This is a genomic window from Sorangium sp. So ce385 (assembly GCF_051474135.1).
In the GTDB taxonomy this organism is placed as follows: domain Bacteria; phylum Myxococcota_A; class Polyangia; order Polyangiales; family Polyangiaceae; genus Sorangium; species Sorangium cellulosum_D.
This window is the reverse complement of the sequence record NZ_CP150337.1, coordinates 2,979,334-2,994,906: the sequence shown is the minus strand read 5'-3', so window position 1 is coordinate 2,994,906 and position 15,573 is coordinate 2,979,334. Positions and strand designations below refer to the sequence as shown.

Below are 15,573 nucleotides of genomic sequence, written 5' to 3'. Positions count from 1 at the left end.
GGGGGAGGGCTCTATGCCGAGAGGCGAGACAGCAAAGGATACGTCCAAGCAGAGAAAGCGGGTCGGGAGCGGCGAGCGCGAGCAGGCTTCGCCTGCGACGTCCCAGGGCGAGGCCGGTCGGACGGCGTCGGGCAGGCGGACCAGGGCCGCGGCCGGCGGCGCGAAGGCGGCGAGCCCGACCCGGCGCGCGACCCAGGCCAGGAAGGGGTCGCGCAAGGCGGGCGCAGGCGCCGCCGCGCGGCCGGGCACGACGCGGAGCACCTCGGCGGGGGCGAAGGCCGGGACGAAGCAGCGGGCCGGCAGCGCGGCGAGGAAGACGGCCGCCGGCCAGATGGGCCGGCCGCGGAGCGCCGCCGCCAAGAAGGCGGCCACGACGCGGAAGCGGGCCGCCGCCGGCGGTACGGCGGGGCGCGGCCGGGGCGCGGCCGGGCCGGCGGCGGCCGGCGGGCAGAAGACGGCGCGCAAGGCGGCAGGGGCCAAGCGGGCCGCGCCGCAGCGTGGCGGCGCGGCGAGGCAGACGCCGTCCGCCGGGCGCGGCGGCGCGCGGCGCACGAGGGCGGCGCAGCCGCGCGCGCAGCGGGCCGGCCAGAAGCGCGCGACCGCCGGACGGCGGACCCAGGCCAGCTGAGCCTCGACGACGGGCGCGCCGCTCTCCGCGGAGCGCCCGCCCGCGTTGTTCCCATCCACGGCGATGCCCGCGCGGGGCTGCCCATCCGGCGGCCCTCGCCGGGGGCTACCGACCCGACAGGGCGCCACGCCGAGCGATGCCCGCCCATGGCTCTCTCGGGCAGTGCGGTCCTTTGGCCGAAAGCGCGGCATTGGGGGAACCGCCATGGCGCCAAGGACGCCAAGAAATCTCAACACGTTGGCGTCCTTGGCGCCCTTGGCGGTTCGATCTTCTGCGGCGCCGCCAGCGGCAAGCGTGGGGGTGCCCGCCCAGGTTGCCCATCTCGGCGGGACTGGGCTGCCCCATCCCGCGGTGCCGATCAGGACTGCGACGACGCCGGATCGCCGACCATGAGGACGACCCAGGTGGCGGTCAGGAAGTGGTACGACGTCCCGCCGAGGCCCGGGAGGGTCGCCCCGCCCCGCGCGCGCCTCGCGCAGAGCGGGCAGCCCGCGTCCCCGCGCCGGCCGATGAGGTACCGGCGCGAGGACGGCGGCACGGACGCAGGACAGACCTGAACTTCATCGTCCTCCATCGCTCCGCACATACCCCCCATCTCGCCCTGCGGCGGAAGCGCCTCCGTGCGCCCGGTGCCGTACGGTGCCCCGATCGATCGCGGCGCGCGGCCGCCCTCGCGAGGCCCGCGCTCGATGGTCCGACCTGCAGCCGCTGGCGTAGGGCGATGCTGGACCATCGTAGGAATGCTCCTTCGGGCGAGCCGAACACCAGCGACCCAGGCTCGGGATGTGGCGCCGCACTGCGGCCGAGATTCATCCTAGCAGGATCCCCGGACCATGCATGGATGACATTCCGTAGATGCGTGGTGCTTCCCACCGCGACAGCCTCTTGTCTCTGCTGTCGTTTTCCTTGCCGTCTTTCTCTGCTCCTCTGCTCAATCGATGTCGCTGCGCGGCGCGGGAGCGGAGCGGCGGAGTGGCTCGCAGCGTGAGCCGCTGGCCGCTCGCGCGCAATGCGAGGACCGACGCGACGAGGCGCGCGGGCCTCGCGCGTCGGCAGCGGAGCGCAGCAGGGGGCTCCGGAGGGCCGCTGCGGCGCGCCCCGAGGACATGCCGACGCGCGGCGGCGCGCGGCGGCGCGCGGCGGCGCGCGGCGGCGCGCGGGGGTGACCGATCCCCGCGCACGGCCGAGCATCGTTTGCGGGCAGCTCGGGAGGGATACGACGCTCGTCAGGAGAACGCCGATGTCCGGCGCTCGGCCCCGGCAGAGGGCTCCGGGGCCGCGCAGCGGACGACAGCGGGCGGGCGGGATCGGCAGGAGCGCGTCAGTGGGGGATGGGGACCTGCGGCACCTCGTCGTCGGGCACGATGCACGACGACAGGTCGAACAGCATGAAGAGCAGCGCCTTCTCCTGCGGGGTCAGCTCGTCCGTGGAACACCCCTCCGGGAAGGGCGGGCCCGTGAGGTCTCCCGCGGAGACATGGATGTCTGTGAACACCAGGCGTCCGCACTGTTGATCTTCGTCGACGCCGATGGGCGTGTTGAACGTGAAGTACTGGACCCCTGCCGGCTCCGGCTCGTTGTAATAGATCCACCGGGTCGAGATGCCCTCGGCCACGTCGTTCACCGTGTGCTGCGCCCCGTTGATCACGATCTCGCCGTGCTCGGTCGAGGCGCCGACGTTGACGAGCCAGTCCGCCAGGGCTTGCCCCTTCGGAAGCGTGGTGTCCACGAGCGCCGTGAGGGGGCTCACCGGGTCCTCGTTGAAGTTGTCCCAGACCGCCGTGTCCGGGAACGGATCCGGCCCCCGCTTCAGCCAGTAGTTGTGCCAGTGGGAGGCGAACACGCGCCCGCCGAGCGAGGTGTAATCGAACAACGCCTGGCGCGCCGTCTCCGGCTTGTCCGCGGCGTAGGGATCGCCCTCGCAGGCGAGGATCACCATGTCGTACTGGCGCAGGGTGTCGACGGTCCCCCAGAGGCTCGTGGCCGACGTGAACTCCACGCCTTGATTGAGGCCGTCCGCATACCGCGTCGTCACGGGGTGCCCCGCGTCGCCGCGGCCGGCGAACAGGTGGACCCGCCCCGTCCCGGTCTCCGGCGTGAACTCGCTCTCGTCGATCCCGAGCTTGTGCAGCAGGCACTCGAGCGGATCGGCGCCGCCCGTGGTGAGGGCGATCTTGGGGATGTGCCCCTCCGCCTGGTTGCGCGGCAGCCGGATGGTCCCCGCCTCGGTCGGGGTGTCCTTGCACTTCTCGACCGCCGGGAGCGTGATCTCGCGCCGCCACTTGCCCACCTGGACGACGAGCGGGATGTCCTCGCCGACCGGCACGTCCTCCAGGACGAAGCTCCCTTTCGTATCGGTCAGCGCCGTCACGATGGGCGAGCCCGAGAGCGTCGCGCTGCATTGATCGCAGGTCGCGCCGTCGGTGAGGGGGTCGAGCGGCTCGTTGGGGACGTAGACAATCACGTTATAGAGGGGCAGTTTGCCCGAAGGGTCGTAGACGGTGCCGCTCACCGTGGTCTTCGCCCCGTTCTCGCATTCGACCTGCTGGCACTCGAGGCCCTCGCACGCGCCGTTTCCTCCCAGCCCCAGGCCGCCCCCGCCGACATTCGCCGGGAAGCCGCCGAAGCCGGTGCCGATCCCGCCGCCGTCTCCGCCCGCGCCGCCAGGCCCCGCGCCGCCGGACGCCGGGGGCGCCGTGCCTCCCGTATCGCCGCAGGAGCAGCCGGAGACAACGCCCGGCGCTACAGCGATCGCAGCCATCAAGACTCCCGCCTTGCCCGACCAAGTCAACATTTCGAGCCTCCCGGGCGGTGCGAGCAAAGGTACCCTGCTACCGCCCAGTCTCTATCGTAGGCCAGAGCGTAGAAATCGGGAAGTATGTCCAGCGAAGAGCAGGAATGAAGCGATAGTAGATTAAGGTAAGCCCTGATACCCCTGACTACCTACTCCGCGCAGGACGCGCACACCGCGGCGTCGGACATATCGAACAGCGGATCTCCGCGCCTGCGACATGGTGGGCGACCCGATGCCGCGCAAAATCGACGCGTGCCTCTTTGGAGGGCGCGCGCCGCCAAAGCGGCTGCTCGCGACCGCGCCTCGAGCGACGGCGCCGCCGCGCAGAGGCCGCGCGCGGGCGGCGGTCTCGGTCCAATCGAGATCGGAGCGCCGGTTATTGCGGATCGACCCGCGTCAGCCCGAACCAGAGCACGACGTGCCACCGCTCGTGCCACTTCAGCAGCACCGGCCCGAGCGCGAGCCCGGGCGACGGGGTCCGCAGCTCGTCCTTGAGCGCGCTCACGGGCCAGGGATTGCCGAACGCCTTCTCGCCGTAGGTCAGCGCGAGCGTCGGCGCGCCATCGAGCTCCGAAGGCACGAGCTGCGCCTTGAAGCGGCACACCTTGCTCCCGAGGACCAGGTTCGTGCCGGAGTTGCCCCCGTGGTCGAACTCGTTCCCTTTCCAGGGCATCCAGTCCGCCGCGAGCGCCCTGATGAGCGGGCGCACCGCCAGGTGAACCCCGGCGGTCGGCTGCAGGGAGAGCAGGCGCCCTCGCGGCGCGTCGCCGAGCTCCGCCGGATCCGCCGGCTTCCCCGCCCGGTAGATCTGCCGGAGCGCGTCGGGGTGCGCGCCGATGAGGCTGTCGAGGGAGGACACCTGGGTGATGAGGCGGCGCCCGGCCGCCGCGGCTGCGTTCTGCTCGCTCTGGGTGTTCATCGGGTCGCCTGGCATTCCACCGCGCCCGTCGAGGGTCAACGGCAACCGTCAGCGCATCAGCGCGCCTCGTCGCGGCTCGCCTCGTCGCCGCTCGCCTCGTCGCCGCTCGCCTCGCCGCGGCTCGCCTCGCCGCCGCTCGCCGCGCTCGCCGCCGCGCCCCGCGCGACGATGGCCTCGTACGCGCGGCGGACGCGCTCGGTGATGGCGCCGTAGCGCGCGAGCAGCTCCTTCGCGGCCTCGGCGCCGGTGCGGCCCCGGATGCCCGTGCGCCGCGCGAGGAGCGGGACCCCGGGCGCGTTCTCCTGGAGCAGCTGCGAGGCGTCCGCGTGCACGATGCGGATCCGCTGCTCCAGCTTGCGCAGGAACGCGTGGCCGTCCCGGAAGATCTCGGCGTGCGCGGCCGAGAGGTATCCGGCCGAGGCGAGCGCGTCGATCGCCGCGAGCGTCTCGGAGGTCCGGACGCGCGGATCGGCGCCGTGGCGGATCTGCAGGAGCTGCACCGCGAACTCGATGTCCGCGAGGCCGCCTCGCCCGAGCTTGAAGTCGCGCCGGCCGCGGCGCTCGTGCGAGAGCTCGCGCTCCATGCGCATCCGGAGCCGGTGGATCTCCTCGGCCATCCGATCGAAGTCGTCCGCCTGGAGGTACGCGGCCTCGTGCGCGATCGCGATCGCCTCCGCCCCGAGCTCCGGATCGCCGGCCGACGCGCGCGCCCGGATCAGCGCGAGCCGCTCCCAGATCGCCGCGCGCATGTGCCGCGCCCCGGGCGACGACTCCGGCTCCGCGGGCGCCTGGGCCGCCCCGCCCCCGCGGCGGATGCCGTGGTAGCGGGCGAACGCGTCGAGGGACGTGACGAGCAGCCCCTGGCTGCCCGACGGGCGCAGCCGCGTGTCGAGCTCGTAACCCGGGCCCGCCGCGTGCGACATCGAGATGAGCCGGATGATCTGCCGCGCGCGCCGCGCGTAGTAGGTGCCAGGGTCCGAGCCGGGCCCCTGATCGCCGGACGGCGCGCACGTCGGATCGAACAGGAAGAAGACATCGAGATCCGAGCCGTAGCCGATCTCGCGCCCGCCGAGCTTGCCCATCGCGATCACGGCGAGCCCCCGCACCGGCTCCCCGGGCGGCGTCCCCAGCGCGAAGCGCGTCGCGGCCTCGAGCGACGCGTCGGCCAGGTCCGAGAGCGCGAGCGTCGCCTCGCGCGTGCCGACCTCGCCGCTCAGATCGGCGAGGCCGACCTCGATGGTGACGCGCGCCTTCGCGCGCCGGAGCGCGGCGATGAGCGCCTCCTCCGGATCTTCGTCCGGCGCGGCCTCGCTGAGGCTCTCCTCGATGGTGTGCCTGATCACGCCGGCGCTCGGCGCGCCGCGCGCGAACAGCACGACGTCGACGAGCTCGGGGTACCTGACCATCGCGTCGCCGATGAACGCGCTCGACCCGAGCGCCTCGACCAGCCTGCGGAGCGCGCGCGGATCGTCGCCGAGCATGCGCGCGTAGACGGCGGAGTGCCTGATGCGGGAGAAGCACAGCCGGAGGAAGCGCGCGGCCTGCTCCGGGTCGGCGGCGTCGACGACCGCGGCGAGCAGCGTCTCCGCGAGCGACGACGACGCCTCGCGGCTGCGCGCGCCGAGCAGGCCGTCGGGGTGGCGCGAGAGCTCGAACAGGTCGTCGGCGACGTCGCGGAACCGCGCGGTGAGCGAGGCGCTCGCGCCCGGCTCCGGGGGCGCGCCGGCGGCCGGCGCGGCGAGCTCGGCGGCCTCCGGCTCTCCCCCGGCGCCGCCGAGGACGAGCACGGCGTGCTTCGCCAGCGCGTCGGCGAAGGCGTCGCGATCGCCGCGGTCGAGGGCGGCCATCGCCTCGATCCACCGCGACGGCCGGGTGCTCCCCTTCGGCAGGAGCGACAGGAGCCGGGCCTTGATCCGGCTCCGGCGCTGCTCGGTGTCGGCGAGGAACGCCGCGGCGTCCTCGAAGCGCAGCGTCCGGGCGAGGCGCTCCATCTCCGCCTCGCTGTCGGGGAGCAGGTGCGTCTGCACGCCGGTCGCGGACTGGACGGCGTGCTCCGCGCGCCGGAGCGCGAGGTACCCCTCGACGAGCTCCCGCCCCTCCCGGTCGGTCACGTACCCGAGCGCGCGCAGGCGCCGCAGGCCGTCGAGCATGCCCTGCGCGCGCGCCCGCGGCTCGCGCCCTCCCCAGATGAGCTGCAGGGCTTGCACGAAGAACTCCGCCTCGCGGATCCCGCCGGGGCCGAGCTTCAGGTCGCGCGACGCGTCGTGCGAGAGCTCCGCGCGGGCGCGCTCGACGAGCTCGATCATGTCGACGGCGAGCTGCGGATCGACCTGGCGCCGCCACACGAACGGGCCGAGCACGCCGAGCGCCTCGGCGCCGAAGTCGAGATCGCCGGCGATCTCGCGGGCGCGGAGCAGCGCGGCGCGCTCCCAGAGCCGGCCGAACGACTCGTAGTAGCGCTCGGCGGCGGCCAGCGAGTTGACGAGCGGGCCACTCCGCCCCTCGGGGCGGAGCCGGAGATCCACGCGCCACACGAACCCGTCCTCGGTGACCTCCTCGAGCGTCGCCGTGAGCCGGCGCGCGACGCGGGTCCAGAAGTCGTGCAGGGTGACCGACACGGCGCGGTCGCCGGAGGGGCCCACCTGCCCTTCGTCGGTGTCGTAGAGGTAGATCAGGTCCACGTCGGAGCCCGCGTTGAGCTCCTCGCCGCCGAGCTTCCCCATGCCGAGGACGACGAACTTCGACCGCGCGCCGGTCGCGGTGCGCGGCTCGCCGAACCGCGCGGTCACGGCCGAGACCGCCTCGGCGAGGGCGACCTCGATCGTGGCCTCGGCGAGCGCGGTGAGCTCGCGCGCCGTGACGTCGATGTCCGCGCCCCCCGCCGACGGCGGGAGCAGCTCGCGCAGCGCGATGCGGATCCGCTCCTCGCGCGCCACGCGCCGGAGCTCCCGCCGGACGCGATCGGCGTCGGAGACGTCGCCGACGCGGCCGCGGATCCGCGACAGGTACGTGGCGCGATCGCGGGCCGTCTGGTGCCCCTCCGCCGCGAGCCGCTCCGCGATGTCCGGATTTGCCTCGATGGTCGCGCCGATCGCGGGGTAGGCGGCCGTGAGGAGCGCCGCGATGGCGAAGGCCATCGTCCCCGGCGGCAGGCGGGGCGACAGCCGCGCCGCGCGTTCCTTCACGCGTTGCTCGTCGATCGCGTTCGCGATCTCCAGGAGCCTCGAGACCTGTTGCATGGCGGGAGGCTAGCAAGACCCTGGCGTCGCGAACGCCGGTTCCGCAGCGCCCGACCGCCAGTTTATCGCCCGGAGCCCTCACCTCGCGCCTTGGCGACGTCGCCCTCCGATCCTATGCTCGCCGGGTGCGATTGCTCTGCGTTTCGGATATCCACGGCCACGCCGACGCGCTCGCGGCGGTCCTGGCCACCGCCGAGCGCCGAGGCTACACCCAGCTCCTGGTCGCCGGAGATCTCTGCTTTCCCGGCCCGAAGCCGCTCGAGACGTGGCGCCGGCTGACGCAGGCCAAGGCGGTTTGCGTACAGGGCGTATCGGATCGCGCCCTGGCGACGTTGGACATCGAGAAGGTCAGGCCGCGGAGCGAGCACGAGCGGGCGCGGCTCGATCGCCTGGCCCAGACGCGCACGGAGCTCGGCGAGCTGATCCTGGCCCGGCTGGCGCGCCTCGCCCCGACGTACCGGCTGCCGCTCGAGGACGGCGGCGAGCTCGTCCTGGTCCACGGCTCACCCGCGGATCCGATGGAGCCGATCTCGCACGACATGACGGACGAGGAGGTGCTCTCGCTCCTCGGCGACGACCCGGCGGATGTCGTGATCTGTGGTGGCTCCCACGTCCCGTTCGACCGGATGGTGGGGGGCGTGCGCATCATCAACGTCGGCTCGGTGGGAGAGGCGCCGTGCTCGATGCGGGGCGACGTCGACCGGGTGCGCGTCGGTGGGCGCCCTGCCGGCGAGCTTGTGCGCAGCGGGCCCGTGTCCTACGGGGCAGGGCACGCCGACGCGACGTTCATCGAGCTCCGGGCGGGCGAGCTCTGGGTCGAGCAGCTCGTGGTGCCGCTCGGTAGGGCGGCCTGAGCGCGCCGGAGCGCAGGAGCGACGGGCGCGCCGCGACGGGGAGCGCCCCGAAGCCGCGCGGCACCGCGCAAGGCACGCGCGGAGCTGCGCGCGGCGCTCGTCACGCATCGTACCAGGCGAGGAACAAGGAGAGGAACAACGCGCGCGCCATGCCCTCCCGCTTGAACCTATATCAAGGATTTAGGATCATCCTCGGGGAGCATGGGCAGCTACTCCCCCGACGATGATTTCGAGGCCACGCGGGTGGCCAACGTTGGGGAACTCCAGAAGGAGCTCCCGGCGCGCTCGCCGAAGGATCGCGCCTACCTCATCGTGCTCGCCGGCTCGAACGTCGGCGAGATGTACCGGGTCGAGGGCGCCGAGATCGTGATCGGCAGGGCCTCCGGGGCGACGATCCGGCTGAACGACGACGGCATCTCGCGGCGCCACGCCCGCCTGCTCCAGATGGACAGCCAGGTGCTGATCGAGGATCTCAACAGCTCGAACGGGACGCTGGTGAACGGCGAGCAGGTGACGCGCGTCGCCCTGCATGACGGCGACAAGATCCGCCTGGGCTCGACGACGATCCTCAAGTTCACCTACCACGACCACCTGGACGAGTCGTTTCAGCAGCAGATGTACGACGCCGCGCTGCGCGACGCGCTCACGAAGGCGTTCAACAAGAAGTACTTTCTGGATCGGCTCGAGACCGAGGTCTCGTATGCCCGGCGGCACAGCGCGCACCTGTCGCTGCTCATGTTCGACGTCGATCACTTCAAGAGGATCAACGACACGTTCGGGCACCTCGCCGGCGACTACGTCCTTGCGCGGATCGCCAAGATCGCGAGCAACACGGTGCGGACCGAGGACGTGTTCGCGCGCTACGGCGGCGAGGAGTTCGGCATCCTGTGCCGCGGGGTGGCGCTCGAGAACGCGGGCATCCTCGGCGAGCGGCTGCGCCTGCTCATCGAGGGGTCGGTCTTCGAGCACGAGGGCGTCCGCGTGCCGACGACGATCAGCGTCGGCGTGGCGGCGCACCCGGTCGTCCCGGTGCAGAGCGGGCTCCAGCTCATCGCGGCGGCCGACGAGGCGCTCTACGAGGCGAAGCGGACCGGCCGCAACCGCGTGCTCCTGAAGTTCGGCCCGAAGCCGTAGGCCCGGCGAGGGGCGCGCAGCAGGTCAGCCGGCGCGGCCGCGAGCGCGCGCCGCGGCGGCCACGCGCGAACGCCGCGACGGCCGCGCCTCCGCGCGGCCGCGAGCACGCGCCGCGGCACCGGCGCGCGGCGTCGCCACGCGCCTCAGTCGATCTTGAGGAGCTCCTTGACCTTGGCGATGACCTGCGGCGCCTGGATCGGCTTCGTGATGTACGCGTTCGCGCCGAGCTGCAGCGCGCGCTGGCGATCCTCCTGAGACCCCTCGGTGGTGATGATGATGATCGGGGTGTCCTTGTGGACCGGATCGGTGCGCACCCGCTTCACGAGCTTGAGCCCGTCCATGATGGGCATGTTGATGTCGGTGATGATCACGTCGTACTTGGTCGAGGCGAGCTTGCGGAGACCGTCGACGCCATCATCCGCCTCGGTGACGCGGAGGTTCTTCACGCGCGCAAGCGCGAAGACCAAGAGCTGCCGCATCATGGGCGAGTCTTCAACGATCAGACACGAGTACTCGGCCATGATCAGTCCTCCAGGTCCAGGAATGCCTGGACGCCGGGCACCTTCCGGCCGGCGTCGGTGAAGAGCCGCGCGTTGATGAGGGCGGGGGCGGCCTGGGCCCCGAGGAGCTTGAAGAGCTCGGTGTCCACGTTCACGAACTCCGTCTTTTGCGGGAGCGTGCTGAAGATCGCGATGACACCCACGGTGCGCCCGTTGAAGTCGAGCGGGATCACTGCCGCCGGATCCTCGATGCTCCCCTTGGAGACGTCCTTGGTCTCGTCGAAGAAGATTTCCCCCTTCGAGAATGCCTGGCCGACGACGCCTTCGGTCACCGGCATGCGCGCGATCTCCTCGACGGCGACGCCTTCGCTCGCGATCGAGACGAGCTCCTTACCATCGGGAGACGCCAGGTACACGGAGAAGGCGCCCGCCCCGAGGAACTGCGCCAGGAGCTCCTTCAGGTTGCGGAGGACGTGGCGCACGTTGCGCGCCGCGTGCAGCTGCGAGAGCGCGACGTACAGGTTCGCCAGGTTCGCGAGCTCGCCCTCCGCCTCCGAGTAGCGGCTGTTGAAGCGGTCTGACGCCGCCACCATCCGCACCGACTGCGTCACGAGATCGCGCTTCTCCTGCTCGAGCTCCTCGATCTTGCGGAGCAGGTCGCGGATGGCCGAGTCGCTCGCGAGGTGCGCGCGCAGCTTGCCGTTCTCCGACTCGAGCTCGGTGATCTTGTCACGAAGGCGCTCGTTCTCGCGGAGGAGCTCCTCGGTCAGCTGCGCCCCCTTGCGGAAGAACTGCTGAATGAAGGCATCACGCTCCTTCTTCAGGTCCTCGGGGGGACGATCGCTCGGACGCCCTTTTTTCTCCGTCATTTTATCCCGGGGTTCTCCAGAGCTTCGGACCGTATCATGCGGGGCTGACCGGACGGAAGCGTCGAGCGCGGGCCGCCGGCGACGCCCGGACCCACCCCCGCCCTCGCCCCCCAAGGGGCGGCCGCTGCGGCCGCCATCGATGACGTCGGCTCGGGCGCGCTCGCCCTACCTCGGAGACCGGACCCCCGCCCGCCCGGCCCGCCCACCCCCGCCTCCACGACTACGCCTTCTCCATCTGCTTCAGCAACTTGGTCCACTGGCGCAGCTCCCGGCCGAGCAGCACAGGCGTCTTCCGGAGCGACGCGATGTCGCGCGCCCCGACGAGCAGCATGACCGCCCGGAGCTCCGCCTCGATGTTCTCCAGGTACCGCAGCGCGGCCTCCCGTCCCCCCGAGACGAAGGCCTGGAGCACCGGGCGCGCGATCCCAGCCGCATGCGCGCCGAGCGCGAGCGCCCGCGCGATGTCAAGGCCGCTGGTGATGCCCCCGGTCGCGATGACGGTCTTGAAGCGGGGACGGATGGTGCGGGCGATGAGCACCGAGGCGGCCGTCGGGACGCCCCACTCGCGCAGGGCCTCCCCGAGGGAGCGGGCCGCGCCGCTGGCGCGCTCCGTCTCGACCGCGACCCACGACGTGCCCCCGGCGCCGGAGACGTCGATGTTCCGGACGCCGGCCCGGATCAGGCGGTAGGCGGTCCCCGGGCCGATCCCGCAGCCGGTCTCCTTCGCGACGACCGGCACGCTGAGGCCGTTCGCCAGCCGGCTCATCGCGTCCAGCGCGCCGGCGAAATCGCGATCGCCGCCCGGCTGGACCAGCTCCATCGCGGGGTTCATGTGGATGCAGAGCGCGTCGGCGCCGACCTGCGCCACGAGCTCGGCGACCGCCTCGGTCGACAGCGACCGCGCCTGCACGGCGCCGATGTTCCCGAGGACGAGGGTCGTCGGGGCGCGCTCGCGGACCTCGTACGAGGCGGAGGCGTCGCCGTTGAGCATCGCCCGCTGGCTCCCGAGGCCGAAGCCGTACCCGCGCTCCTCGGCGATCTGCGACAGCTCCCGGTTGATCGCCTGCGCGCGCTCGGTCCCGCCGGTCATGGCCGCGATGAGGAGCGGCGCGCGGAGCCGCTTGCCGAGCAGCAGCACCGAGGTGTCGATCGCGTCGAGGGAGAGCTCTGGCAGCGCGTCGTGGATCAGCTCGACCTGCTCCAGGAGCGTGGTCTTGGCTCGAAACCCGACATCCCCCGTCGCGCAGAGCTCGATGTGATCCGCTTTCCTCTCGGAGATGTCCTTCGCCTCTTCCGTCATGGGAGCACAACTTTACGCGGTCGCTGACCGCCGTCGAAAAGGAAGTGGCATGGACAAAAAATCGACAAAAATCGCGTCTGGAGCTTCGCACCGGCGCAGATTGCGGCCGCCGGCCCCCGCCCTCTTGCAGCGACCGCGCGACCGGCGCCCGGCCGTGGCATAAAGTAGCCGTATGGACCTCCCGGACGAATCGCAAATCCGCTGGATCCTTCGCACATCCTCCACGCTCCTCCAGCACGGCGCTGAGCCGGTGCGCGGGCTGGTGCAGCCGACGGCCGAGTTCTTCCCCGACCCCTACGACGGCTCGCCGAAGACGGTGGCCGCCCTGATGCTGCGGGTGCAAGAGCACGCGGGGCTCCAGGATCTGCCGGTGGATCTGGCGGTGGTCACGCCGGAGGGGCAGGCGAGCACCGTGAGCTGCTCGAGCGGCGCGTGCGGCGGGATGGCGCTCGACACGAAGCTCGAGCGGGTCGCCCGGCGCGACGACGGCGGCTACCGGGTCGCCCTCTCCGCGGGCGAGCTCCGCAACCCGACGGTGCTCACCACGGCGTTCGTGCGCGCCGTGTCGTTCATGTTCCTGAGCGAGGCCGGCGCCTTCGAGGCGCTCGTGCCGCCGGACCGCGATCCTGCCGTGGATCTCGCCGCCGTGCTGCTCGGCTTCGGCGTCCTCGTGACGAACGGCTCGTACCTGTACGCGAAGGGCTGCGGCGGCGTGCAGGTGCACTCGGCGACGAAGATGCCGGTCGACGAGCTCGCGCTCGCGCTCGCCGTCTACTGCCGGCTGCACGAGGTGCCCGACCGGGCCGCCGCGCGGCACCTCGACGTGACGCCGCGCGCCCACTTCGACGAGTCGGCGGTCTGGGCGAGCTCCAACATCGCGCTCGTCCGCATGCTGCGCGCCGCCCCGGACCGGATCGCCGCGGACGACTACGCGATCGGCGAGTCGAGGAGCTGGCTGGCCCGCGCGCTCGGCCTCGGCAAGCGCCGGCCGGCACGGACGGCGGAGGACGATCTGCGCGAGCTCGAGCGAGAGCTCGCGCCCGCCGCCGGCGCGGCGAGGCCGCGATCGTTGGATGAGGGCAAGGCGAAGAAGCTTGCGGAGATCCGTGCTCTCGTGGACGAGAGCCTAGGGAGCTGAATGAGCGTACGACTCTGGGACAAAGGGGGCGCGACCGACGCCCAAATGCTGCGGTACACCTCGCGCGACGACTGGCAGCTCGATCAGCGCCTGCTCGCCTACGACCTGCGGGCCACGATCGCGCACGTCCGCGGGCTCGCGCGGATCGGCGTGCTCACCGAGACGGAGCGCGACGCGCTCGTCCGCGAGCTCGAGGTGCTGACGGCGCAGAACGAGGCCGGCGAGCTGCGGCTCACCGAGGACGACGAGGACGGCCACAGCGCGATCGAGGCGGCGCTGGTGGCCCGCATCGGCGACGCGGGCAAGAAGGTGCACACCGGCCGGAGCCGCAACGACCAGGTGCTCGTCGCGATGCGCCTCTACGAGCGCGACGCCCTGGACGAGCTCGCCGAGCACGCGACGGCCGGCGCCCGCGCGCTGCTCGATCTCGCCCGGCGCGAGGCGGACACGCCGATGCCCGGATACACGCACCTGCAGCGGGCGGTGCCGTCGTCCGTCGGCTACTGGGCCGCCTCGTTCGTCGAGGGGCTCGCCGACGCGGTCGACGTCCTCCGCGCGACGCGGGCGCTCGTCGACCGGTGCCCGCTCGGCGGCGCCGCCGGCTTCGGCGTGAACCTGCCGCTCGATCGCGTCGGCGTCGCGCGCGAGCTCGGGTTCGCCGGCGTGGCCCTGAACCCGCTGGCCTCCCAGACGTCGCGCGGCATCATCGAGGCGCAGATCCTCGCGGCCGCGTGGCAGGTCGTCGCCGTGAGCCGCCGGCTGGCGTGGGATCTCAGCCTGTTCGCGATGAGCGAGCTCGCGTTCATCCGGCTCCCGGAGGCGTTCACCACCGGCTCGTCGATCATGCCGCAGAAGCGCAACCCCGACGTGGTCGAGCTCATGCGCGCGGCGTGCTCGGTCGTGCAGGGGGCGCTCGCCGAGGTGCAGTCGCTCGTGGCGCTCCCGTCCGGCTACCACCGCGATCTGCAGCTCACGAAGGGCCCGACGATGCGCGGCCTCGACGAGGCGCTCGCGACCTCGCGCCTCTTGCCGCGGCTCGTCGAGGGGCTCGCCTTCGATCGCGAGCGCATGGCCCGGGCGATCACGCCCGAGTGCTTCGCGACCGATCGCGCCGTCGAGCTCGCCGTGCAGGGCGTCCCGTTCCGCGAGGCCTACCGGAAGGTCGCGGCCGAGATCGCGGCGCTCCCCGCCGGCGACGCGGCGGCGAGCCTCCGCGCGCGTGTGTCCCTAGGCGCCCCGGGCAACCTCGCGCTCGACGACCTGGCCCGCAGGCTGGAACGGAACGCGCGCTAGAGCGACAAACGGGTTGAATCTGCCTGAAAAGCGCAGAATTTCGAACCGGCAAGACGCCAAGAAGAGAATCCTTTCTTGGCGTCTTGCCGGTTGATCTTTCGCTGGATCAGCGTGATCGGTGTTCTAGCGCCGCGTCCATCACGAGCCCGCGCCCGCGGTGCGCGGGAGACGTTGCAGGGCTGGCCGGCGCTGCCGACGAGCTAGCGCTGCCGGCGGAGCTCGCGGACCGCGCCCGTCTCGGCCACCAGCACGAGCGTCGCCATGTCGAGGAACAGGCCCGTGTCCATGACCCCGGGGATCTTGCGGATGCGCGCGTCGAGCGCCGCCGGGGCGTCGATCGGGCCGAACGCCGTGTCGAGGATCCAGTTGTGGTTGTCGGTCTGGTAGGGATACCCGTCCGCGTTCTTGCGGATCGCCGGTTTGCCCCCGAGCGCCGCCAGGTGCCGCGCGGCGGACGCGCTCGCGAAGGGCACCACCTCGATCGGGACGGGGACGCGTGAGCCGAGCTTCTCGACGAGCTTCTCGGGGGTGACGAGGATGATGAACTGCGCGGCCTCGTAGGCCACCACGCGCTCGCGGAGGAGCGCGCCGCCGAGGCCCTTGATGAGGCCGAGATCGGGCGCCACCTCGTCGGCGCCGTCGACGGCGACGTCGAGGCGCTCGACCTCCTCGAACGGCAAGATCGGGATGTTCTCGCGGCGGGCGAGCGCCGCCGAGCGCTCCGACGTGGCGACGCCCTGGATCTGGAGGCCGCCGCGGACGCGCTCCCCGAGGCGCCGGATGAACGCCTCGGCCGTGCGCCCGGAGCCGAGCCCGAGCAACATCCCGCTGTCGATGCGCGCGAGCGCAGCGACAGCGACACGATCCAGATCGGCAGGGTCCAGCGCCGCGATGTTCATGCGCTG

The 15,573-nt window shown here is 72.4% G+C and carries 13 protein-coding genes; 5 read left to right on the top strand and 8 right to left on the bottom strand.

Annotated features, from left to right (window positions below):
- The first annotated feature begins 13 nt into the window (after positions 1-13).
- Positions 14-628 carry a hypothetical protein gene (locus WME83_RS11225; RefSeq protein ID WP_437319266.1) on the top strand — a complete coding sequence of 205 codons (615 nt, stop codon included), beginning with the start codon at positions 14-16 and terminating at the stop codon, positions 626-628.
- 358 nt (positions 629-986) lie between these two features.
- Here WME83_RS11225 and WME83_RS11220 read toward each other — a convergent pair whose 3' ends face one another.
- The 4 genes from WME83_RS11220 to glnE all read right to left on the bottom strand — a co-directional run bounded on the left by WME83_RS11220 (position 987) and on the right by glnE (position 7,580).
- Entirely contained in the window at positions 987-1,202 is a 216-nt protein-coding gene (locus tag WME83_RS11220; protein WP_437319265.1) for a hypothetical protein, read from the bottom strand.
- A 747-nt stretch (positions 1,203-1,949) separates the two neighbouring features.
- On the bottom strand, positions 1,950-3,389 hold the full coding sequence (locus WME83_RS11215; RefSeq protein WP_437319264.1) for a carboxypeptidase-like regulatory domain-containing protein: 1,440 nt from the start codon (positions 3,387-3,389) through the stop codon (positions 1,950-1,952).
- A gap of 409 nt (positions 3,390-3,798) precedes the next feature.
- Complete coding sequence (locus tag WME83_RS11210; RefSeq protein ID WP_437319263.1) at positions 3,799-4,341, bottom strand: hypothetical protein; 543 nt, start codon at positions 4,339-4,341, stop codon at positions 3,799-3,801.
- Between the two features lie 56 nt (positions 4,342-4,397).
- Complete coding sequence (gene glnE / locus WME83_RS11205; protein ID WP_437319262.1) at positions 4,398-7,580, bottom strand: bifunctional [glutamate--ammonia ligase]-adenylyl-L-tyrosine phosphorylase/[glutamate--ammonia-ligase] adenylyltransferase; 3,183 nt, start codon at positions 7,578-7,580, stop codon at positions 4,398-4,400.
- A gap of 125 nt (positions 7,581-7,705) precedes the next feature.
- On the opposite strand from glnE, the gene WME83_RS11200 reads away from it, so the two are divergent.
- Together WME83_RS11200 and WME83_RS11195 are read left to right on the top strand one after the other, a co-directional pair.
- On the top strand, positions 7,706-8,434 hold the full coding sequence (locus tag WME83_RS11200) for a metallophosphoesterase family protein (RefSeq protein WP_437319261.1): 729 nt from the start codon (positions 7,706-7,708) through the stop codon (positions 8,432-8,434).
- A gap of 201 nt (positions 8,435-8,635) precedes the next feature.
- Positions 8,636-9,568, top strand: a complete 933-nt coding sequence (locus WME83_RS11195) for a diguanylate cyclase (protein WP_437319260.1) — start codon at positions 8,636-8,638, stop codon at positions 9,566-9,568.
- A 143-nt stretch (positions 9,569-9,711) separates the two neighbouring features.
- Here WME83_RS11195 and WME83_RS11190 read toward each other — a convergent pair whose 3' ends face one another.
- From WME83_RS11190 to fni, 3 genes are all read right to left on the bottom strand, one after another.
- Positions 9,712-10,089, bottom strand: coding sequence for a response regulator (locus WME83_RS11190; protein ID WP_012234398.1), 378 nt, complete (start codon positions 10,087-10,089; stop codon positions 9,712-9,714).
- 2 nt (positions 10,090-10,091) lie between these two features.
- Positions 10,092-10,937 (bottom strand): GAF domain-containing protein, encoded by an 846-nt coding sequence (locus WME83_RS11185; RefSeq protein WP_436604990.1) that lies wholly within the window; start codon positions 10,935-10,937, stop codon positions 10,092-10,094.
- Between the two features lie 220 nt (positions 10,938-11,157).
- Positions 11,158-12,237, bottom strand: a complete 1,080-nt coding sequence (gene fni, locus WME83_RS11180; RefSeq protein ID WP_437319259.1) for a type 2 isopentenyl-diphosphate Delta-isomerase — start codon at positions 12,235-12,237, stop codon at positions 11,158-11,160.
- Positions 12,238-12,409: 172 nt separating this feature from the next.
- On the opposite strand from fni, the gene WME83_RS11175 reads away from it, so the two are divergent.
- Together WME83_RS11175 and argH are read left to right on the top strand one after the other, a co-directional pair.
- A complete protein-coding gene (locus WME83_RS11175) occupies positions 12,410-13,375 on the top strand; it encodes a hypothetical protein (protein WP_437319258.1) in 966 nt (321 codons plus the stop codon).
- Positions 13,376-14,668, top strand: a complete 1,293-nt coding sequence (argH, locus tag WME83_RS11170; RefSeq protein ID WP_437319257.1) for an argininosuccinate lyase — start codon at positions 13,376-13,378, stop codon at positions 14,666-14,668.
- Positions 14,669-14,868: 200 nt separating this feature from the next.
- On the opposite strand, the gene rpiA is transcribed toward argH, so the two are convergent.
- Positions 14,869-15,567 carry a ribose-5-phosphate isomerase RpiA gene (gene rpiA / locus WME83_RS11165; protein ID WP_437319256.1) on the bottom strand — a complete coding sequence of 233 codons (699 nt, stop codon included), beginning with the start codon at positions 15,565-15,567 and terminating at the stop codon, positions 14,869-14,871.
- Positions 15,568-15,573 lie beyond the last annotated feature (6 nt).